At 71.7% G+C, this 19,061-nt stretch carries 20 protein-coding genes; 7 read left to right on the top strand and 13 right to left on the bottom strand.

Annotation, left to right across the window (positions count from 1 at the left end):
* Positions 1 to 30: 30 nt before the first annotated feature.
* The 3 genes from O7619_RS08340 to O7619_RS08330 all read right to left on the bottom strand — a co-directional run bounded on the left by O7619_RS08340 (position 31) and on the right by O7619_RS08330 (position 4,219).
* Positions 31 to 1,239, bottom strand: a complete 1,209-nt coding sequence (locus O7619_RS08340) for a geranylgeranyl reductase family protein (RefSeq protein WP_282286775.1) — start codon at positions 1,237 to 1,239, stop codon at positions 31 to 33.
* A gap of 258 nt (positions 1,240 to 1,497) precedes the next feature.
* Positions 1,498 to 2,337, bottom strand: coding sequence for a hypothetical protein (locus tag O7619_RS08335; protein WP_282286773.1), 840 nt, complete (start codon positions 2,335 to 2,337; stop codon positions 1,498 to 1,500).
* Positions 2,338 to 2,377: 40 nt separating this feature from the next.
* On the bottom strand, positions 2,378 to 4,219 hold the full coding sequence (locus O7619_RS08330) for a phosphoenolpyruvate carboxykinase (GTP) (protein ID WP_282286772.1): 1,842 nt from the start codon (positions 4,217 to 4,219) through the stop codon (positions 2,378 to 2,380).
* Between the two features lie 431 nt (positions 4,220 to 4,650).
* Between O7619_RS08330 and O7619_RS08325 the strand changes: the two genes are divergently transcribed.
* Together O7619_RS08325 and O7619_RS08320 are read left to right on the top strand one after the other, a co-directional pair.
* Positions 4,651 to 5,187: a GtrA family protein gene (locus O7619_RS08325; protein ID WP_348774373.1), complete on the top strand. Its 537-nt coding sequence runs from the start codon at positions 4,651 to 4,653 to the stop codon at positions 5,185 to 5,187.
* 63 nt (positions 5,188 to 5,250) lie between these two features.
* Positions 5,251 to 5,946, top strand: coding sequence for a GtrA family protein (locus O7619_RS08320; RefSeq protein ID WP_282286770.1), 696 nt, complete (start codon positions 5,251 to 5,253; stop codon positions 5,944 to 5,946).
* A 33-nt stretch (positions 5,947 to 5,979) separates the two neighbouring features.
* On the opposite strand, the gene O7619_RS08315 is transcribed toward O7619_RS08320, so the two are convergent.
* Together O7619_RS08315 and O7619_RS08310 are read right to left on the bottom strand one after the other, a co-directional pair.
* Positions 5,980 to 6,549 carry a PH domain-containing protein gene (locus O7619_RS08315; protein WP_282286769.1) on the bottom strand — a complete coding sequence of 190 codons (570 nt, stop codon included), beginning with the start codon at positions 6,547 to 6,549 and terminating at the stop codon, positions 5,980 to 5,982.
* A gap of 145 nt (positions 6,550 to 6,694) precedes the next feature.
* Entirely contained in the window at positions 6,695 to 7,570 is an 876-nt protein-coding gene (locus O7619_RS08310) for a biotin--[acetyl-CoA-carboxylase] ligase (RefSeq protein WP_282286767.1), read from the bottom strand.
* 72 nt (positions 7,571 to 7,642) lie between these two features.
* On the opposite strand from O7619_RS08310, the gene O7619_RS08305 reads away from it, so the two are divergent.
* Positions 7,643 to 9,226 (top strand): acyl-CoA carboxylase subunit beta, encoded by a 1,584-nt coding sequence (locus O7619_RS08305; protein ID WP_282286765.1) that lies wholly within the window; start codon positions 7,643 to 7,645, stop codon positions 9,224 to 9,226.
* A 67-nt stretch (positions 9,227 to 9,293) separates the two neighbouring features.
* On the opposite strand, the gene O7619_RS08300 is transcribed toward O7619_RS08305, so the two are convergent.
* From O7619_RS08300 to O7619_RS08280, 5 genes are all read right to left on the bottom strand, one after another.
* Complete coding sequence (locus O7619_RS08300) at positions 9,294 to 10,166, bottom strand: hypothetical protein (protein ID WP_282286763.1); 873 nt, start codon at positions 10,164 to 10,166, stop codon at positions 9,294 to 9,296.
* On the bottom strand, positions 10,159 to 10,659 hold the full coding sequence (locus O7619_RS08295) for a SigE family RNA polymerase sigma factor (protein ID WP_282286761.1): 501 nt from the start codon (positions 10,657 to 10,659) through the stop codon (positions 10,159 to 10,161). The genes O7619_RS08300 and O7619_RS08295 overlap by 8 nt, the downstream gene beginning before the upstream one ends.
* Positions 10,660 to 10,722: 63 nt before the next feature.
* A complete protein-coding gene (locus O7619_RS08290) occupies positions 10,723 to 11,706 on the bottom strand; it encodes a 2-dehydropantoate 2-reductase N-terminal domain-containing protein (protein ID WP_282286759.1) in 984 nt (327 codons plus the stop codon).
* 59 nt (positions 11,707 to 11,765) lie between these two features.
* Positions 11,766 to 11,984 (bottom strand): DNA-binding protein, encoded by a 219-nt coding sequence (locus tag O7619_RS08285; RefSeq protein ID WP_282286757.1) that lies wholly within the window; start codon positions 11,982 to 11,984, stop codon positions 11,766 to 11,768.
* A 374-nt stretch (positions 11,985 to 12,358) separates the two neighbouring features.
* The gene (locus tag O7619_RS08280) at positions 12,359 to 13,102 is read right to left on the bottom strand and encodes a M50 family metallopeptidase (protein WP_282286755.1); all 744 of its coding nucleotides are present in this window, start codon (positions 13,100 to 13,102) and stop codon (positions 12,359 to 12,361) included.
* 109 nt (positions 13,103 to 13,211) lie between these two features.
* On the opposite strand from O7619_RS08280, the gene O7619_RS08275 reads away from it, so the two are divergent.
* Together O7619_RS08275 and O7619_RS08270 are read left to right on the top strand one after the other, a co-directional pair.
* A complete protein-coding gene (locus O7619_RS08275) occupies positions 13,212 to 13,751 on the top strand; it encodes a Uma2 family endonuclease (RefSeq protein ID WP_282288733.1) in 540 nt (179 codons plus the stop codon).
* A 92-nt stretch (positions 13,752 to 13,843) separates the two neighbouring features.
* Positions 13,844 to 14,596 carry a GH25 family lysozyme gene (locus tag O7619_RS08270; protein ID WP_282286753.1) on the top strand — a complete coding sequence of 251 codons (753 nt, stop codon included), beginning with the start codon at positions 13,844 to 13,846 and terminating at the stop codon, positions 14,594 to 14,596.
* A 72-nt stretch (positions 14,597 to 14,668) separates the two neighbouring features.
* Here O7619_RS08270 and O7619_RS08265 read toward each other — a convergent pair whose 3' ends face one another.
* Positions 14,669 to 14,884 carry a hypothetical protein gene (locus O7619_RS08265; protein ID WP_282286752.1) on the bottom strand — a complete coding sequence of 72 codons (216 nt, stop codon included), beginning with the start codon at positions 14,882 to 14,884 and terminating at the stop codon, positions 14,669 to 14,671.
* A gap of 90 nt (positions 14,885 to 14,974) precedes the next feature.
* The gene (locus O7619_RS08260; RefSeq protein ID WP_282286751.1) at positions 14,975 to 16,996 is read right to left on the bottom strand and encodes a serine/threonine-protein kinase; all 2,022 of its coding nucleotides are present in this window, start codon (positions 16,994 to 16,996) and stop codon (positions 14,975 to 14,977) included.
* Positions 16,997 to 17,090: 94 nt separating this feature from the next.
* On the opposite strand from O7619_RS08260, the gene O7619_RS08255 reads away from it, so the two are divergent.
* The gene (locus O7619_RS08255; protein ID WP_282286750.1) at positions 17,091 to 17,303 is read left to right on the top strand and encodes an acyl-CoA carboxylase subunit epsilon; all 213 of its coding nucleotides are present in this window, start codon (positions 17,091 to 17,093) and stop codon (positions 17,301 to 17,303) included.
* 100 nt (positions 17,304 to 17,403) lie between these two features.
* Positions 17,404 to 17,856 carry a hypothetical protein gene (locus tag O7619_RS08250; RefSeq protein WP_282286749.1) on the top strand — a complete coding sequence of 151 codons (453 nt, stop codon included), beginning with the start codon at positions 17,404 to 17,406 and terminating at the stop codon, positions 17,854 to 17,856.
* 292 nt (positions 17,857 to 18,148) lie between these two features.
* Here O7619_RS08250 and O7619_RS30135 read toward each other — a convergent pair whose 3' ends face one another.
* On the bottom strand, positions 18,149 to 18,403 hold the full coding sequence (locus tag O7619_RS30135) for a hypothetical protein (protein ID WP_348774355.1): 255 nt from the start codon (positions 18,401 to 18,403) through the stop codon (positions 18,149 to 18,151).
* Positions 18,404 to 19,061 lie beyond the last annotated feature (658 nt).

The following is a 19,061-nucleotide window of genomic DNA, read 5'->3' as shown; positions in this document are numbered from 1 at the left end:
GGTGGCGCATCGCGGGACGGCGCGCCCCGTTCAGCTCGGTGTCGACCCCGGTGACGTGGCCCGGCGCAGGCCCGGCACGCCGGCGGCGATCGCGGCCAACGTGCGGGCGTCCAGGCGTCCGTCGCCGAGCCCCAACTCCACCACCGTCCGGTAGACCCGCTCGTCCCGGCCCGCCGCACCGACCGCCGCGTCCACCACCCACCGCCGCCGGGCCAGCCAGGCCGCCGCCGAACTGTGCCGCAGGTGGGTACCGAGCCGAGCACGCAGCATGGCCGCGTACCGGCGGGCCGCGTCGGCGGGCGCGCCGGCCGCCGCCGTGCCGGCCAGCGCGCCGGACCGCAGCGCGTAGAAGATGCCCTCGCCGGTGAACGGGTTGATCAACGACAGCGCGTCGCCGGCCAGCAGCACCCGGCCCCGGCCCGGCGCCGGCCGGTGGGTGGAGAGCGGCAGGTGGTGCGCCCGCAGATCGGTCACCGTGCCCGGATCGACGCCGGGCAGCAGCGCGGCCATCCGGTCCAGCAGGTGCGCGCGGGTCAGCGGCTCGCCGCGCAGCACCTCCCCGTACCCGACGTTCGCGCGCCCGTCACCGATCGGAAAGACCCAGGCGTACGCGGGCCAGCGCGCCGCCGACGTGACGATGAGCTGCTCGGGCGGGTCGGGCGGCACGGGCGGCGCCGGCGGCGCGGCAAGGCCGGGCCGGTCGGGCGGCGTGGGCGCGTAGCCACGGATGGCGAGCGCGAGGTGCCGATCCGGGTTCACCTGGTGCCCGAGCGTCCGGCGCAGCACCGAACCGGCGCCGTCCGCCCCGACCACCGCCCGCGCGGCCAGCTCCCCGTCCAGCACCACCCGGCCGGCGCCCACCTCCACCCGACGGACGGTGTGCCGCCGCAGCTCCGCCCCCGCCTCGACCGCGGCCCGGACCAGGCGCGCGTCGAACACCCGGCGGGGCACCGTGTACGCGGGCCGGGGCAGCGCCCGGGCCACCGTGCCGCCGCCGGGGCCGACCAGACGCAGCGCCGGCAGGGGCGCGTACCCGTCGACCGCGCCGGTCACGCCCAGCTCGGCGAGGACGTCCAGCGCGTGCGCGGCGATCCCGTCCCCACACGCCTTGTCCCGGGGGAAGTCGTACCGGTCGAGCAGCAGCACCCGCTCCGCCCCGGCGCGACGCGCGGCGATCGCGGCGGCGGCGCCGGCCGGCCCCGCCCCCACCACAACCACATCCCAGACCTCACCACCCACCCCCACATCCTCCCCCGCTCCCCGCCCTCCCACGCCCGCCCCACCTCCCTGCTCACCGTCTCGCTCTCCGTGGCGGCGGGTGAGCTTGGGTCCGCCGTTTCGCCGATCTTGGAGTTGTGGTGCCACCAAATGTCGCTTTCGGGGAGATATCGGAGGTGCCACAAGTCCAAGATCGACGGCGTTGACCGAGATTCTGGAGGGCAATGGCGAGGGCGTCGTGACGCGAACTCCTCGATCGACGAGGCGGGGGACGCGGGGTCAGGCAGTGGAGCGGCGCAGGGAGTACAGGCAGAGGGCGGCTGCAGTCAGCAGCGGAGCGCCGTCGCGGATCAGGCCGTCGGAGCCGAGCAGCCACCAGCAGAGCGGAAGGTCGAGCGCGAGCACGCCGAGCGTGACCACCACGAGCGCGCGGCGGGCCCAGCCCTTTCCGCGCAGCAGGAACGCGGTGCAGAGGAGCACCGCGTAGCTGGCCGCGATGCCGGCGCCGAACCAGAACAGCAGCGCCGGCACGGCCGCGACGCCCCCGTCCAGCACCGATCCGGTCGCGACCAGCGCCGGCACCAGCATCAGCGGGCTGTAGGTGAACGCCGCGACCCGGGCGGTGAGCAGCCATCCGTTCGCCTGCGGACGTTTCGGCGCCACCTCGCGCCAGGCGATCGTCCCGCCCTCGACGACCAGTCCCTTGCGGTGCCGGACCAGGTGTGCCCGGACCGCGTCGGAGCGGTAGAGCAACACCACCACGGCGACGCAGAGCGCGGTGAGCGCCGCGAACCCCAGCAGGCCGGGCAACGCGGGCACGCCGGCACGCGGCACGACCAAGCGGCCCACCGCGAAGACCGTGGTCACGGCCAGGATCAACCCGAACGGCCGGGCCGCCACCCGGCCCCGGTTGACGTGCCCGATCAGGATCAGGAAGCCCAACGACCGGAGCATCGCCCAGCCGGTGCGTACCGCGAGACCGAACTCCTGCTCCGGGGCGTACCAGTAATTGAGCAGCTCGACCACGACGGTGGCCGCCGCCGTCACGGCGAGCAGCGTGGTCAGCGCCCGGACGGCGGACGGCCGCCGGACCTCGACAGGTTCGACGGCCGTCCTCATGGCATCCGATGTTGCCCGGCACGGGCAACCGGCACACCTGCTACTTCTGCGGCTCCGCGTCCAGCCGGGCGCGCAGCGCGTCCAGCTCGGCCCAGAGCACGCCGGGGAGCTTGTCGCCGAACTTCTCGAACCACTCGGTGACCAGCGGCAACTCCCGGCGCCACTCCTCCGGGTCGACCTTCAGGGCGATCCGGACGTCCTCCGGGGTCATGTCGAGGCCGTCGACATCCAGCGCGTCCTGCGCCGGCACCATGCCGATCGGGGTCTCCACCGCCTCGCCCCGGCCCTCCAGTCGCTCGATGATCCACTTGAGCACCCGGGAGTTCTCACCGAAGCCCGGCCAGAGGAAGCTGCCGTCGGCGTCCTTGCGGAACCAGTTGACGTAGTAGATCTTGGGCAGCTTGGCCTCGTCGCCGTCGGCGCCCTTGCCCATCTCGATCCAGTGCCGGAAGTAGTCACCGGCGTGGTAGCCGATGAACGGCAGCATGGCCATCGGGTCGCGACGCACCACCCCGACCGCGCCGGAGGCGGCGGCCGTGGTCTCCGAGGAGAGCGTGGCGCCCAGGTAGACCCCGTGCACCCAGTCCCGCGCCTCGGTGACCAACGGGACGGTGTCGCGCCGCCGGCCGCCGAACAGGATCGCGTCGATCGGCACGCCGTTCGGGTCGTAGTAGTCGTCGGCCAGGATCGGGCACTGGGTGATCGGGGTGCAGAACCGGCTGTTCGCGTGCGAGGACAGGCTCTCGCTCTCCGGCGTCCAGTCGTTGCCCTTCCAGTCGACCAGGTGTGCCGGCGGCTCACCCATGCCCTCCCACCAGATGTCGCCGTCGTCGGTGAGAGCCACGTTCGTGAAGACCGAGTTGCCCCGGTCCAGCGTCCGCATGGCGTTGGCGTTCGTCTTCCAGTCGGTGCCGGGCGCGACGCCGAACAGGCCGTACTCCGGGTTGATCGCGTAGAGGCGGCCGTCCGGGCCGAACCGCATCCAGGCGATGTCGTCGCCGATCGTCTCGACCTTCCAGCCCGGGATCGTCGGCTCCAGCATGGCGAGGTTGGTCTTGCCGCAGGCGGACGGGAAGGCGCCGGCGATGTGGTAGACCCGGCCCTCCGGCGAGGTGATCTTGAGGATCAGCATGTGCTCGGCGAGCCAGCCCTCGTCGCGCCCCATCACGCTGGCGATCCGCAGCGAGTAGCACTTCTTGCCGAGCAGCGAGTTGCCGCCGTAGCCCGAGCCGTAGGACCAGATCTCCCGGGTCTCCGGGAAGTGCGAGATGTACTTGGTCTCGTTGCACGGCCACGCCACGTCCTGCTGGCCCGGCGCGAGCGGGGCGCCGATGGAGTGCAGCGCGTGCACGAAGTCGGCGTCGTCGCCCATCGCCGAAAGGACCGACGACCCCATCCGGGTCATGATCCGCATAGAGGCGACCACGTACGGGCTGTCGGTGATCTCGACGCCGAACATGGGGTTCTCCGCCTCGACCGGACCCATGCAGAACGGGATGACGTACATGGTGCGCCCGCGCATGCTGCCGCGGTACAGCTCCGTCATCGTCCGCTTCATCTCGGCCGGCGCCATCCAGTTGTTCGTGGGGCCGGCGTCCGCCTCGTCGACGGAGCAGATGAACGTGCGCTCCTCGACCCGGGCGACGTCCGTCGGGTCCGTCCGCGCATAGAACGAGTTGGGTTTCTTCTCGGGGTTCAGCCGGATCAGGGTGCCGCTGGAGACGAGCTCGTCGGTGAGGCGACGCCACTCCTCGTCGGACCCGTCCACCCAGACCACCCGCTCCGGGGTGGTCAGTTCCGCGACCTCACGGACCCAGGCGAGCAGTTTCGGGTGGGACGTCGGGGCCTGATCGATACCCCGCACAACAGCCGGAGCAACCATGTCACATCTCCTTGTGGTCGACGCTGACCGATCTATGGGATGCACGAGTTCTGGCGGGCAAGAGCGCCGCCGTCGTGGAAACCTGGGATTGGACTCAGCGTAAACCGGGCTGCGTCCCCAGTCAGTGGGACTGGTTGTGAAGAACTGCACAAGCTACGCCCACGCTGCGGCTTCACGATCTGATACCCGCTTTCGCGCGCAGTTTCACGCAAATCCTGCGGTGAACCTTCCCGGCACCGGAGCGGAACACGTTCTCCGCATTCGTACCGTCGGTCACGCTCCGCTCACTGACCGCCGGACCGCGCGGGAGGACGCCGGGGGCGGCGGCGGCCCGGCGGAGGCGACCGCCGCAACGGTTCCCGCCGGGCGACTCGCCGTTGCGGTCGGTCCCGTTCAGGGCCAACCGGTACTCTCTGCGAGTGGCCACGACGATGACCGGGGATCAACCGGGGGCTCCACCGACCCGCCGGGGTCCGATCGGAGCCCTACTCCACCGTTTCGGTCACCTCATCCACGAGTTGAGCAAGTTCGCCACCGTCGGCGGCTTCGCGTTCCTCGTCGACTTCGCGCTCTTCAACTACCTGGCGAGCGGTCGCGGCATGCCCCCGTTGGCCGCCAAGACCATCTCCACCGTGATCGCCGCGACCGTCGCCTTCGTCGGCAACCGGTTCTGGACCTGGCGGCACCGGCAGCGTTCCCATCCCGCCCGCGAGTACGCGCTGTTCTTCTTCTTCAACGCGGTGGGCCTCGGCATCGCGGTGGCCTGCCTGGCGATCAGCCACTACGGCCTGGGAGCGCTCTGGCCGGAGGTGTTCCAGACGCCGCTGGCCGACAACTTCGCCAGCTTCATCGTCGGCACCGGCCTGGGCACGCTGTTCCGGTTCTGGTCGTACCGACGGTTCGTCTTCGTCGAGGCGGGAACTCCCCCTGTTCCGGCACCGAGCCACGATCGAGAGTCCGGGGCGTGACCCACCGCCCATCCCGACCCGCTGGGCCCAGCCGGCCCTGCCCACTGCCCTAAGGTGTTCCGCATGCCTGGAGTCCGTCTGCTGCCCGAGCGCTGGCAGAAGTTCATCCGCGAGGCGGCCAAATTCGGCATCGTCGGCGGCGTCAACACCGTCATCAATTACGCGGTGTTCAATGCGCTGGCGCTCACGCTTTTCCGAGACGGCCAGCTCAAGGCGACGGCGATCGCGACCGTCGTGGCGACGATCACGTCGTATCTGATGAATCGGCACTGGACGTACCGGGATCGGCCGAAATCCGCGCTGAGGCGCGAATACGCCCTTTTCTTCGTGTTCAACGGCGCCGGCCTGATCATCGAACTGGGCGTCCTGGCCCTGGCCAAGTACGGCCTCGGCGTGCACGGCCTGCTGGCGCTGAACCTGGCGAAGACGATCGGCGTCCTGCTGGCCACCCTGTTCCGCTTCTGGTCCTACCGGACGTTCGTGTTCCAGCCGGTGCCCAAGCATGCCGAGGAGACCTGGCACTCGGTGCCCCGGGACGAGTGGGACAACGTCGCCGAGATGGACCCGGTGGCGGAGCTGGCCGAGTCCGTCAGCGAGCTGGAGGAGGAAGAGCCGCCCCTGGGCACGGGCCGCCCGGTGGGCGACTACACCCCGCCGCAGGGCCGGACGGCACCGGCCGACGCCCTCGGCGGCGCGGTCGGCGCCAACCTGGACGCCGAACTCGCCGCCGAGCTGCGACCCCGCCGCACCCGCCGCTGACCACGCCCGCCCCGCTCCGGCGACCCCGGAAGGTCAGGACGGGTCGCGCAGCGACTTGCCCTCGGCCATGTCGGCCAGGATGTCGCGCATCTCGTCGTCGCCCAGGCTGTGCTTGTCGTGTTGGGCCTCGACCAGCTCGTAGAGCTTCGTCTGCACCCGGTCCACGTGCGGCACGTCGGGGAGCACCGACTGGCCCCGCTCACCGGCCGACTCGATGGTCAACGTGCCGCAACCGAGCATCCGCTCCACGAAACGCTGGCTCATCGCGTGGTCGTTGATCCGGGTCAGCGGCAGGTCCCGCCGGTGCCGGGAGAACACCCCCTCCTGGAGCAGCACCCGCTCGTTCGTGAAGAGGTAGTGCGTGGTGCGCCAGACCAGGAACGGCCACAGGCCCAACCACAGGGTCAGCACCAGACCGAGCCCGGCGATGGTGTAGAGCGCGATGGTGCCGCCGTCACCGTCGGGCAGCAGGATCCAGGCGGCGACCACCGCCGCGACGGTGAGCGCCAGCACCAGGATCGGCCGGATGACGGCCTTCCAGTGCGGGTGCAGGTGCAACACGACGTGCTCGTCCTCGGTGAGCACGTCTTCGGGAAACGCCACTGCCAACCTCCTCGCAGAACCGGACGCGCTGACCGTAACTGGTCAGCACACCCCGGCGGCATCGGCCGCGCGGGCGGCTACCCGGCGCGGGGTGTTAAAAAGGGGCCCCGCCTCTACCGGAGGCGTTAACAAGGGCCCCCTCCTTTCACCTCAGGTGGAGGACGTCGCCGGCGGCCAGGTGGAGGGTGCCGGTGGCGGTCTCGACCAGGAGCTGGCCGTCGGGGTCCACGCCCGCGGCGGTGCCGTGCACCTCACGGCCGTCCGGCAGTAGCACCCGCACCCGGCGGCCGATCGTGGCGCAGCCGGCCAGGTACGCCGCACGCAGCCCGCTGGCCACCGCGTCGCCCCCGGCGTCGCGCCAGCGTTCGTACCAGTCGGCGAAGGCGCGCAGCACCGCCCGCAGCAGCGGATCCCGGTCGGTGGCGGTGGCGCCGGCCAGTTGGAGCGAGGTGGCCGGCAGGCCGGTCGGGTTCTCCGGCAGCTCATCGGCGCGCAGGGTCACGTTCAGGCCGATGCCGACCACGATCGCGGGCGGCTGGGCGGCCCCGTCGCCGGGCACCGCCTCGGCCAGCACCCCGGCGCACTTCGCGCCGTCGACAAGCAGGTCGTTGGGCCACTTCAACCGGGCGTCCACCTCGGCCAGCAGGCGCACCGCCTCGACGAGCGCGACGCCGGCCAGCAGCGGCAGCCAGCCGTACCCGGTGGCGGGCACCGGCGACCAGCCGCGCCCGGCGACCGCCTCGCCCGGCCGGAGCAGGACGCTCGCGGCGATGCCGGCGCGCGGCGGCGACTGCCAGATCCGGCCGCGCCGGCCCCGGCCGGCGGTCTGCCGTTCGGCGACCACCACCAGTCCCTCCGGCTCGCCGGCCCGCGCCGCGGCCACCACGTCGGCGTTCGTCGAGCCGGTCTCCGCCACCAGTTCCAGCCGGCGCCAGGGCCCGTGCGGGGCGACGAGCGCGCGCCGCAGCCGGGCCGCCGACAGCGGCGGGCGGTCCAGATCGGTGTACGGCGAGCCGGGCATCCCGCCAGCCTACGGCCCGGATGAGGCGCACTGCACAGCATCACTCGCCTGAACCATCGTTATATTCCACGGGTGACTACCGAGACCGGGACCAACATCCACACGACCGCCGGCAAGCTGGCGGACCTGGAGCGACGGGTCGACGAGGCGGTGCACGCCGGGTCGGCGCGCGCGGTCGAGAAGCAGCACGCGCGGGGCAAGAAGACGGCCCGGGAGCGGATCGCCATGCTCCTCGACGAGGGCTCCTTCGTCGAGCTGGACGAGTTCGCCCGGCACCGCTCCACCAACTTCGGCCTGGAGCGGACCCGCCCGTACGGCGACGGCGTGGTGACCGGTTACGGCACCGTGGACGGCCGGCAGGTCTGCGTCTTCGCGCAGGACTTCACCGTCTTCGGCGGCTCCCTCGGCGAGGTGTTCGGCGAGAAGATCGTCAAGCTGATGGACCTGGCCATGAAGATCGGCTGCCCGGTGGTCGGCATCAACGACTCCGGCGGCGCGCGGATCCAGGAGGGCGTCGCGTCGCTCGGCCTCTACGGCGAGATCTTCTTCCGCAACGTGCGGGCCAGCGGCGTCATCCCGCAGATCTCCCTGATCATGGGCCCGTGCGCGGGTGGCGCGGTCTACTCCCCGGCGGTCACCGACTTCACCGTGATGGTCGACCAGACCTCGCACATGTTCATCACCGGCCCGGACGTCATCAAGACGGTCACCGGCGAGGACGTCGGCATGGAGGAGCTGGGCGGCGCCCGCACCCACAACGCCCGCAGCGGCAACGCGCACTACCTCGGCACGGACGAGGAGGACGCGGTCGACTACGTCAAGGCGCTGCTGTCGTACCTGCCGTCCAACAACCTGGACGAGCCGGTGGTGTTCGACGCGCCGGCCGAGCTGGAGATCACCGACGCGGACCGGGAGTTGGACACGCTGATCCCGGACTCGGCCAACCAGCCGTACGACATGCACCGGGTGATCGAGCACGTGCTCGACGACGGCGAGTTCCTGGAGGTCCAGCCGCTGTACGCGCAGAACATGGTGGTCGGCTTCGGCCGGGTCGAGGGACGCCCGGTGGGCGTGGTGGCCAACCAGCCGATGCAGTTCGCCGGCACGCTCGACATCGCCGCCTCGGAGAAGGCAGCCCGGTTCGTCCGCACCTGCGACGCGTTCAACGTGCCGGTGCTGACGTTCGTGGACGTGCCCGGCTTCCTGCCCGGCACCGGGCAGGAGTGGGACGGCATCATCCGCCGGGGCGCCAAGCTCATCTACGCGTACGCCGAGGCCACCGTCCCGAAGGTCACCGTCATCACCCGCAAGGCGTACGGCGGCGCGTACGACGTGATGGGTTCCAAGCACCTCGGCGCGGACCTGAACTTCGCCTGGCCGACGGCGCAGATCGCGGTGATGGGCGCGCAGGGCGCGGTGAACATCCTCTACCGCTCGGAGCTGGCGAACGCCGACGACCCGGCGGCGGTGCGGGCCGAGAAGATCGCCGAGTACGAGGACACGCTCGCCAACCCGTACATCGCGGCGGAGCGCGGCTACGTCGACGGGGTGATCCCGCCGTACGAGACGCGCACCCAGATCGTCCGCGCGTTGCGGGTGCTGCGCACCAAGCGCGAGACGCTCCCCCCGAAGAAGCACGGCAACATCCCCCTGTAGGTGTAAGGAGGGGCCCCCGCTTAACGCTTTCGGTAGAGGCGGGGGCCCTTCTTAACACGGCCCGGGGTCAGCAGCCGGGGTTGGCGGCGACACACATCCGCTCGGCCGCCACCCGGGCCAGGTCCCGCAACTGCGACTCACTGCCGTCCGACCCGTTGCGAAGCACGCTCACCAGATCACCGACCCGGATAACCGCCTGCGCCGTGACGGACGTGCGGTCGTCCAGCGGCGCGCCGGTGTCCAGATTGCGGGCCGGGCCGACCGTGTGGCGCACGAGCACCGACTCGTCGCCGGCGAAGTCGCGGTCGACCTCCTGCCAGGAGTGGACGGCCTCCGCCGTGATCGTGGTGCCCCGCCACGCCGTGGGTCCGCTCGACCGCCACTGCCGGCACGGCCCGAGCAGCGCCGGCAGCCCGTCGAAGAGTTCGTCGGCCCGCTCCGGCTGCACCCGGTAGAGGTCCTGTATGGCGAGCACCTGACCCTCCCGCTGGTCGGCCCCGCCCGGGCGCTCCCGGACGATGGCGACCGAACGCGAGTATCGGGACTGCTCCCATCGCGTCAACAGTCCCTGGTCCTTCCGGCACACCTCGAGCATCTGGTCCAGGCGGATCTCCTCGCCCAGACCTGCCTCGTTCCACGGGCTCGCGATGGCCGGCCGCAGGTCCGCCGGTTGCAGCAGCGCCTCGGCGGGCACCTCGGCGGCGGTCCAGGCGGACACCGACGGGCCGGCAGCGGCCGGCGCCGACGCCGGCGCGGTGGCGCCTCGGCTCGCCACGAACGCGGCCCCGGAGGTGAGCGCCAGCACCGCCACGGCCGCCGCGACCGCCGTACGCCGGCTGCGCCGCCGCGCGCGGGCCCGCAGCTCGGCCGGTTCCGCCCAGCGGACGGTGTACAGGTCCCGCTGGACCGCTTCGATGAACGTCAGGTCGTCGTCACGCATCGGCGGGCTCCTCCAGATCCACGACCGCGAGCAGTTCCGCGAGCGCGGAGCGCCCCCGGGACAGCCGCGCCTTGACCGTGCCGACCGGCGCCTCGGTCTCCCGAGCCACCTCGGCGACCGGCATGCCGAGCAGGTAGTAGAGCGCGATGGCGGTGCGTTGCTCCTCGGGCAGCCGCCGTAACGCCGCCACCACCTCGACCGTGTCCGTGTTCGGGGCGGGGACGCTCTCCTGCGCCCCGTGCCGCAGGTAGGCGCGGGCACGGCTGCGCAGGCTGCGCCACCGGCTCACCGCGATCCGGCTGGCCACCACCCGCAACCATGCCTCCGGGTCGTCGTAGCCGCGCACCGTCGGCCACCGCTGCCAGGCCCGGATGTACGCCTCCTGCACGGCGTCCTGCGCCTCGGCGAGGTTGCCGGTGAGCACGTAGATGAAGCCGAGCAGCCGTTGCCGGCTGCCGCGGTAGAACTCGTCGAACCCGTCGACGTCCGACACGCTGTTACCTCCCCCGGGGCGGTCGCAGGGGAGACGCCTGGCGTACCGGATGCGGTTGCGCGGTCAGCCGACCGATTTCTCCAGCTCGCCCAGCGGGAAGTCGCCGGCCGGGATCCGCTCCCGGACCGCCCGGCGCACCGCGACCTGCACCGCCGCGTTGACCGGGGTGGGCACCCCGTGCAGGCGGCCGAGCAGCACGATCTCGCCGTTGAGGTGGTCGGCCTCGGCGGAGCCGGCGCCCCGGGCCAGGCTCTGCCAGGTGGAGCCACCGGACCGCGGCTCGCCGTCGACCGGCCGGTGCGACACCAGGTCGCCGCGTTCGGCGGCTTCCTCCTCGCGGGTGGTGTGCGGGATGCCGGCGGCGGCCAGCGCCGCCTCGCCCTCGGCGCGTACCCGCTGCGACAGGTGCTCGGGCACGTCGCGGCCGAGCAGCGCCTGGAGGCCGTTGCCGAGGTTGGCCAGGAGCTTGCCGTACTTCCAGCGCATCACGTCGTCGCGGACCGGGGCGACGAAACCGGCGGCGGTCAGGTCGGCGGCGACCGCCCGGCTGGTGTCGTCCGCGCCGGTCGGGTAGCGCCCGAGGTGCAGCATGCCCGGATGCGGGTGCCCGTTGGCGACCACCACACCCGGCTCCAGGTGGGTGGCGGGCAGCCACACGCAGACCGGGTGCACGCGGGCGAAGAGGCGCAGCGCGGCCGTCTCGTTCGCCACGCCGTTCTGGGCGAGCACGACCGGCAGCCGCTCCCCCGCCGTCCCGCCGCCCTCGACCGGGGCGTCCACCCAGGTCGCCAGCGCGGCGACGGTGTCCTGCGACTTGACCGTGAGGACCAGCACGGTGTCGGCCGGCAGCGGCGGACCGTCCGGGCCGGCCACCGCCGGCGGTCGGGCGGTCACCGTGCCGTCGGGCCGCCGCAGCGTCAACCCCCGCTCACGCAGCGCGTCCAGGTGCGCGCCGCGGGCCACGAGCGTCACGTCCCGGCCGGCCTCGGCCAGGAGTACGCCGATGGTGCCGCCGACCGCGCCCGCTCCGATGATCACGTATCGCACCCGTCCGATTCTGCCCCACAGGGGTGAGATCAATCGTCATGTCGCGCGGGCGCTTGGTCCTAGCCTTCGGGCGGGGGCGGCTCATCCGCCCCACGCGCCTTCCACGGCTGGTGTTCTGCGATCCACCGCTCCACGTCCTCCGCCCACCAGACCGAGCCGCCGGCCAGGCGTTCGAACGGCTCGGGGAAGTCGGGTCGGCTCGTGAGCTGGACGACCCGGACGCGCGACACGCCCAGACGTTCCTGTAGCTCAGCGGAGCCGTACAACTTCCGGACCATGGACTGAGGATCCCGAGCCGACCCCCTTACGTATCCGTAACCCCTTGTGGGTCACCTGTTTTCGCTGGCAGCGTCATCGGCATGGCCGGTCCTTATGCACTGTCATAGTTGACAGGGGGGCACTCCTAAGCGATGGTTAACCGGTCACAACCGGTAGCGGTTCGGGCACTTGAACGGAGTTCGGTGCTCGGACCTGCCTGTCTCGGGAGGTCCGAGCGTGCCGATCGATGAAGGGGCCGTGACGCCGGCCCTTGTGATATGGACAGCGCAGCGCGTGGTGACGCAGCACCACGCCACCGGTCACTGCACCCACTGCCGGAAGAACGGGTGCGGGATGCTGAAGTGGGCGCGCGGAGCGCTGAAGGCGGGACGGGTCAGCCGGTGAGGCCGCTGTCGGCGAGGATCGGGCCGGTCAGCAGCAGCGCGCCGGCGAGCAACGCGCCGACGCTCGTCAGCAGGAACAGCCCCACCCAGAACAGCGGCGGGAACGGCGTGAGCCGGGCGAGCTGGTCGGCGTCCGACTCCGGCATCCGGCCCCGGCTGCGCTGGCGGCGCAGTTCGAACACCGGCCGTACGCCGCCGAACAGCAGGAACCAGATCGAGGTCCAGGCGAACACGGCTTGCACCTGGGGCGAGGTGTACCAGGACACGGCGAGCACGACGCCGCCCGTGACGAGCACCGACAGTGCCCCGAAGAGGTTGCGGATCAGCAGCAGCATGGCCAGCAGTAGCGCCACCGCCAGCCAGAGCAGCAGGGTGATCCGGTTACCGGCCAGCAGCCACGCGCCGCCGAGACCGAGCAGCGACGGGGCGACGTACCCGGCGACAAGCGTGAGAATCATGCCCGGCCCGGTGGGTCGGCCGGCGGAGAGGGTCAGCCCGGAGGTGTCCGAGTGCAGCCGGATGCCGTGCAGCCGGCGGCCGGTGAGCAGCGCCAGAAGCGCGTGGCCGCCCTCGTGCGCGATGGTCACCGCGTTGCGGGCGATCCGCCAGGGCACCCGGGCGGCGACCACGGCGAGCGCGACCACGGCGGTGAGCACCACAAGCAGCGGCGGCGGGTCCGGCTGGGCGCTCAGCAGCGTGTCCCAGAGCGTGGTGAGGCCGTCGATCAGGGGCATGAGCGGGGAGCCTACCGGCCCGAGCCGTGTCGTTCGACCGGCCGCGTCCCTCGGCAGGTCACACTGGGCGGACCGGACGCCGGAACGGAGGTGAGGTCGGGTGAGCGCAATGCTCGGTTCGCCGGTGACCCCGTTGACCGAAGCCGACTACCTGGCGACGGGCGAGAGCCGTTGCCGCATCGAGCTGTTCGACGGCGGTCTGGTCGTCAGCGCCGCCCCGAGCCGAAGGCATCAGCGGGTGGCGCGACGGCTGGCGAACGCCGTCGAACTGGCGGCCGAACCGGCCGGCTTGTTCGTCTACGAGGCCGTCAACGTGCGGCTCGACGCCAACCGGATCATGATTCCGGACCTGGTCGTCACGGACGCCGACGACGAGGGCACCGTGCTCGAAGCAGATCGCGTCGTCCTCGTCGGGGAGGTTGTGCGGCCCGGCAACGCCGGGGTCGACCGGGTGCTGAAGATGCAGCTCTACGCGGTGGCCCGGATTCCGTGGTATCTGCTGGTCGAGCAGGACGGGGACGGCCACTTGCTGCGGCTGCACCGGCTCGACGGGGGGCACTACGTCGAGGACGGGGTGGCGAAGGCCGGCGAGACTCTGAGCGTGACCGAGCCGTTTCGATGGGCCATGGATCCAGGAGACCTCCGGTGAACGGATGAAAATTTTCTAGCGCCCTATTGCGATCTAGGGCACTAACCTCCAAAGATGGGCGTCAATCAGTTGACGTCCTCTGGAGGCACACCATGGCCCGTACCAGACTCTCCGTACGCCGGCTGCTCGCGACCGGCCTGACCGTGGCCGCCACCGCGGCTGCGGCCCTCGTGGCGACCGGCGGACCCGCCGCCGCCGCGACCACGCCCGGCGTCGACGTCTCCCACTACCAGGGCAGCATCAACTGGACCAGCGTGCGCAACGCCGGCATCCAGTTCGCCTACATCAAAGCCACCGAAGGCACCAGCTACAAGGACTCGAGCTTCAACGCGAACTACGTGAACGCCTACAACGCCGGTGTGATCCGGGGCGCCTACCACTTCGCGCGGCCGAACATCTCCGCCGGCTCCACCCAGGCCAACTACCTGGCCAGCAACGGCGGCGCCTGGTCCGCCGACAGCCGTACGCTGCCCGCCGCGCTTGACGTCGAGGCCAACCCGTACAGCGGTGGCACCTGCTACGGCCTGAGCACCACCGGCATGCGCAACTGGATCCAGGACTTCCTCAACACCTACCGCTCCCGCACCGGCCGGTACGCGGTCATCTACACCACGGCGAGCTGGTGGAACCAGTGCACCGGAAGCTGGACCGGCCCGTGGGCCAACCACCCGCTGTGGCTCGCCCGCTGGGCCAGCTCGCCCGGCACCCTGCCGGCCGGCGCGCCGGTGTGGAGCTTCTGGCAGTACACGAGCACCGGCCGAGTCTCCGGGATCAGCGGCAATGTCGACCGCAACTACTGGAACGGTGACCGGAGCCGGCTGATCGCCCTGGCCAACAACACCTGACGGACACGGCGTCGCAGCGGGATCGCCTCGTGTGGAGGCGATCCCGCTGTCGTCGTACCGTCTGGTCCTGGCTCAGGCGCGGCGGCGCGTGCCGGTCGGGACGGGAACCGGGGCGGGCCGGCGGGTCCAGCGCCACGCCGCGACGCCCGCGATGGTGAGGGTGAGGACACCGAGGACCGCGACCGGCGCGGACATGCCGGCGGAGATCAGGAGCAGGACGGCGTCGCCGAGCGCGACGAGCATCCACAGTGCCAGCCGAGGGCCGGTGTCCCTGCGTCGGTAACCCATGTCGCACCTCCTTCCGTCGTCAGGGGTATCCATACCCCCCGCTACGGAAAGTCATGCCCGCGAGTTCGGCGACGGCGGGATTACCGGGCGTCAGTTCACCCGGTCCGGCACGAAGCCCCTGGTGATGACGTCGAAGGCACCGAGGTTTGCCTCCCAGTCCTTCGCCGGCACCTCCCAGCGCAGCGCGTACCCCCGGTTGCTTGCCGTCGCCACGCCCCGGTTACGCACGTGGAAGCGGGTGCCGTCGTTGCGCGTCTCCAGCCAGTCCCAGTCGGCGCAGGTGCGGTAGTAGTCGTCGCACCGAGTGATGTCGACCAACTTGTAGTCGCTGACCCGCGAGCGCCGGTACGGCTCCTGTTCCCGCCAGTCGGCCACCGCGTCCTTCTTCGGCGAGTCGGTCCACTGCATGAACAGGACCCGCTTGGCGCCGCCGACCTCGTAGAGCACGACCTGGTTGTTGCCGGGCCGGGCCTGCCAGCCGTTCGGGATGGGCACCTTGAAGCCGTTCGAGCCGGTGTAGTAGCGCCAACCGGTCGGCAGGGTGAACGCCGACGCCGACGGGCTCGCCGACGGCGTCGCGCTGGGCGACGAACTGCTCGGCGACGCGCTCGCGCTGGCGCTGGCGCTCGGCGAGGCGCTGTCGCTGGCCGCCGGCGGGACCGCCGACGCCACCGAGGAACCGGCCGAGGGCTTGCCGCCGTCACCGTCGTCGTCGCCGTTGTTGAGCAGCGGCACGGCCACCGCCACGCCGACAAGCAGCACCAGGGCCAGCGCGCCGATCAGCAGGTTCCGCCGGTTCGGCGCCACCTTGACCGCCGGCAGCACCGTCGCCCGGCCGGTCGTCGGCGCGGGGCTGACCGGCACCGGGCTGACCGGAACGGAGTCGCCCGGGGCCGGACTGACCGGGGCCGAGCGCTGCGCGGGAGCGGCGGCCACCGGCTCACCGTCGAGCCGGGTCTCGTCGAGCGCCGGATCGACGTCGCCCACCCGCGTCTCGTCGACCTGCCGGTCCGCGTCGGTCTGCGGGTCCGCGTCGAGTTTCGTCGTCGGTTCGGTGACTGGCGGGCTCACCTTCGCGGTCGGGCCGGCGTCCGAGGCGGAGGCCGGCACCTTCGCCGTCGGGTCCGCGGCGGCCACACCCCCGGCCGCGGCGACCCCGGACGCCGCGGTGGCCGCACGCTCGACCCGGTCGTCGGCCGGTCGCGGCGCCGGCACCAGCGGCGGGCGCGGCACCCGCGGACCGTTCGGCCCCGGCCGGCGTACGCCGTCAAGCAGCGAGATGCCCTTGACCCGCCGGCCACCGACCTTGCGCAGCATGCGCTCCGCCACCTCGGCGGTGATCCGCTCGTCCGGGTCCTTGCGCAGCAGCCCCTGGAGCACCGGCTTGAGCGGCCCCGCGTTGCGCGGCGGCGGCATCGGCTCGGTGGCGAGAGCGGCGAGCGTGGCGATCGCCGACGGGCGAGCGTACGGCGACTTGCCCTCCACGGCGGCGTAGAGCGTCGCGCCGAGCGACCACAGGTCGGCCTCCGGCCCGGCGGTGCCGTCCCGCGCCCGCTCGGGCGAGATGTAGGCCGGCGAACCGAGCACCATGCCGGTGCGGGTCACGTTCGGGTCACCCGGGATGGTCGCCAGGCCGAAGTCGGTCAGCACCACCCGACCGTCCTCGCCGAGCAGCACGTTGCCCGGCTTGACGTCGCGGTGCATGATGCCGGCCTTGTGCGCGGCCTTCAACGCGCCGAGCACGCCGAGACCGATCTCGACCGCCTTGGCCACCGACACCGGGCCGTCCTCGGCGATCGTGTCCTGCAACGACTTCGACGCGACGTATTCCATGACGATCCACGGGTCGCCGTCGGTGCGCAGCACGTCGAAGATGCGGACCACGTTGACGTTGTTGAGCCGGGCGATGGCCCGCGCCTCACGCAGCGAACGCTCCCGCATCTCGCGGCGCTCGTCCGGGGTGAGACCCGGCGGCGGGACCAGCTCCTTGATCGCGACGTCCCGGTGCAGCACCTCGTCCCGCGCCTTCCAGACGCGGCCCATGCCGCCCTGACCGAGCGGCGTGAGAAGCCGATACCGGTCAGCGACGAGTTGGGGAAGTGCGTTCGACATCGCAGAAACGGTACCCGGCCACCCTGACGCACACACCGCCGGCACGCCACTGTCTGCCGAAGGTCGACTTCACGACGCGCGTACCCTTGGGTCCATGTCTGCCGAAGAGCCGGTGTTCCGGATCGTCCGTGGGGTGCCCACCGCCGAGGAGCTGGCCGCTCTGGTCGGCGCGATCATGGTGCGTACCCGGCCGGTCGCGGTCGCCGCGCCCACCGCGGTGTCGCACTGGACGCGCAGCGCCCGCCCGGTCCGCGCGATGCCCGCCGCCGGTCCCGGCGCGTGGCGCGCCGCCGGCCTTCCCCGCTGAAACCTTCCCCGTGTACGGAGCCCTGGCGGGGCTGCCGGGATCCGAGTGGAGCCATTAACCTCACTCTGGGAAACCGTACGGTGACGGGCAGGGAGGTCCGATGATCCCGGAGGACAACCGGCCAGGCGGCTGGCTGCGTGACTACGGCGGCATCGAGGCCGACATCCGCCAGATGAGAGAGTTCGCCGAACGGCTCCAGGACGAGGTCACCCGCAACTACGCGCCCCACCTGTCCTACATCGCCGACGACATGAAAGCCGCCGTGCCCAACCCGGCCGACGCCTTCATCGAGCTGGTCCAGTTCATGCAGGCCCACCACGAGACCCAGAAGGCCGCCGTCAGCGCCGTGTGGGACCTCGCCCCCGCCACCGGCCGGCTGGCCGACGCCGCCGGCCGGATCGCCGCCCACTACGACGACGCGGACGCCTTCTCCTCCGCCCGCGTCGCCGACGTCGAACGGGCGCTCGCCGCACCCCCCACCACCGTCGTGCGCCCCACCCCACCACTTGCCGACCCCACCGGACCCGACCAGGGCCGGGTGGTCCTGCCGTGATCGAACGGGGCGGCGGACGCACCTCCGGGCTCACCGACTGGCGGCTGATGGACGTGCTCAGCATGTGGGCGTGCCTGCACGACCAGGACACCACCGGCCAGTGGAAGCAGGTCGCCGGCTGGCGCAAGGTCTGCGACCTCGCGCTTGCCCACCTCGGCCGGCTGCGGGAATACCGACGCGGGCTCGCCGAGGCGTGGCCACCCGAGACCAACGCCGCCGCCCGGGCGTACGTCGGCGAACTCGACCAGCTCATCGAGCGCGTCCAACACACCCACGACGCCGCCGCCGCGAACTACGACGCGCTGGCCGCCGCCGCCCGCGCCATCGGCAGCGCCCGCACCCAACTGCAACCGCTCCACGACGAGTACGCGACCAAGCTGCGCCAGAAGCGGGCGTACGAGGCGACCATCGCCGACCCGAAGGCGGTGGCGGGTAGCCGGCTGCCGGAACGACCCCCGGTGACGGACGACGACTTGGAGCAGTTGAACGTGCGGGCGCGTGGGCTGATGACGGGGTTGAGCGGAGAACTCCAGCAGGCCCAGGTCATGCTTCAGCGCCCGCCGCTCGTTCGTCGACCCGGGATCGAAACGAACAACTCAGATGTATACGGGCTGAGCCAAGCACCTCCTATTATTCCACCAATCGTCCCAGTTGCGATTACTAGCACGCCATCAGAGCCCGCCCCTAGTAGAAGTGGGAGCCGCCCGCAAAGCTCTCCAATTGCGGCAAACGCAGCAGGCGTCGGGCCCATCCTGGGCGGTGCCGGACCTACGCTGACACCTCCCGCCGCGCCCACAGCGCCGGGAAGCACAGCAACTCAGCCCTCCTCGCTAGGTGGAGGGATTTTGCCGCCTCCCGGCACTACGTCGAGAATGACGCCGAAAGCTTTCGATAAGCCACCGATCCCTCGAAGCGGAGGCAAAGCCGTTACCGGAGGAGGAACTCCACCTGCCTCCGCTCCGCGTCCGACGTATCCCAATGGCCTGATAGGCCAGCCGCCTGGAGCGTTAAGCCAGCCATCCCCGCGGGGCGCAGCTTCGCGACGGATAAATCCTTTCGGCGGTGTAATCGGAGGCGGTGGTGCAGGTACCACCCCAACCGGGTCGGCTGGACCACGCCCTGGAATCGGTAGAGGGCCACTGATGGGACCGCAGGGCGGAGCACCCCATCCAGGGTTTCCTCCTGGGGCCGGCTGGGCCACCCGC

The organism is Micromonospora sp. WMMD998, from assembly GCF_029581235.1.
Taxonomy (GTDB): domain Bacteria; phylum Actinomycetota; class Actinomycetes; order Mycobacteriales; family Micromonosporaceae; genus Micromonospora.
This window is presented reverse-complemented; position numbering and strand designations above follow the sequence as displayed.

What these genes read in the sequence shown, in the direction of transcription:
- O7619_RS08335 (WP_282286773.1), bottom strand. Translation starts at nt 2,337, where the DNA reads ATGAGGACGGCCGTCGAACCTGTCGAGGTCCGGCGGCCGTCCGCCGTC.
- O7619_RS08330 (WP_282286772.1), bottom strand. Translation starts at nt 4,219, where the DNA reads ATGGTTGCTCCGGCTGTTGTGCGGGGTATCGATCAGGCCCCGACGTCC.
- O7619_RS08325 (WP_348774373.1), top strand. Translation starts at nt 4,651, where the DNA reads ATGACCGGGGATCAACCGGGGGCTCCACCGACCCGCCGGGGTCCGATC.
- O7619_RS08320 (WP_282286770.1), top strand. Translation starts at nt 5,251, where the DNA reads ATGCCTGGAGTCCGTCTGCTGCCCGAGCGCTGGCAGAAGTTCATCCGC.
- O7619_RS08310 (WP_282286767.1), bottom strand. Translation starts at nt 7,570, where the DNA reads ATGCCCGGCTCGCCGTACACCGATCTGGACCGCCCGCCGCTGTCGGCG.
- O7619_RS08300 (WP_282286763.1), bottom strand. Translation starts at nt 10,166, where the DNA reads ATGCGTGACGACGACCTGACGTTCATCGAAGCGGTCCAGCGGGACCTG.
- O7619_RS08285 (WP_282286757.1), bottom strand. Translation starts at nt 11,984, where the DNA reads ATGGTCCGGAAGTTGTACGGCTCCGCTGAGCTACAGGAACGTCTGGGC.
- O7619_RS08280 (WP_282286755.1), bottom strand. Translation starts at nt 13,102, where the DNA reads ATGCCCCTGATCGACGGCCTCACCACGCTCTGGGACACGCTGCTGAGC.
- O7619_RS08275 (WP_282288733.1), top strand. Translation starts at nt 13,212, where the DNA reads ATGCTCGGTTCGCCGGTGACCCCGTTGACCGAAGCCGACTACCTGGCG.
- O7619_RS08270 (WP_282286753.1), top strand. Translation starts at nt 13,844, where the DNA reads ATGGCCCGTACCAGACTCTCCGTACGCCGGCTGCTCGCGACCGGCCTG.
- O7619_RS08265 (WP_282286752.1), bottom strand. Translation starts at nt 14,884, where the DNA reads ATGGGTTACCGACGCAGGGACACCGGCCCTCGGCTGGCACTGTGGATG.
- O7619_RS08260 (WP_282286751.1), bottom strand. Translation starts at nt 16,996, where the DNA reads ATGTCGAACGCACTTCCCCAACTCGTCGCTGACCGGTATCGGCTTCTC.
- O7619_RS08255 (WP_282286750.1), top strand. Translation starts at nt 17,091, where the DNA reads ATGTCTGCCGAAGAGCCGGTGTTCCGGATCGTCCGTGGGGTGCCCACC.
- O7619_RS08250 (WP_282286749.1), top strand. Translation starts at nt 17,404, where the DNA reads ATGATCCCGGAGGACAACCGGCCAGGCGGCTGGCTGCGTGACTACGGC.
- O7619_RS30135 (WP_348774355.1), bottom strand. Translation starts at nt 18,403, where the DNA reads ATGACCTGGGCCTGCTGGAGTTCTCCGCTCAACCCCGTCATCAGCCCA.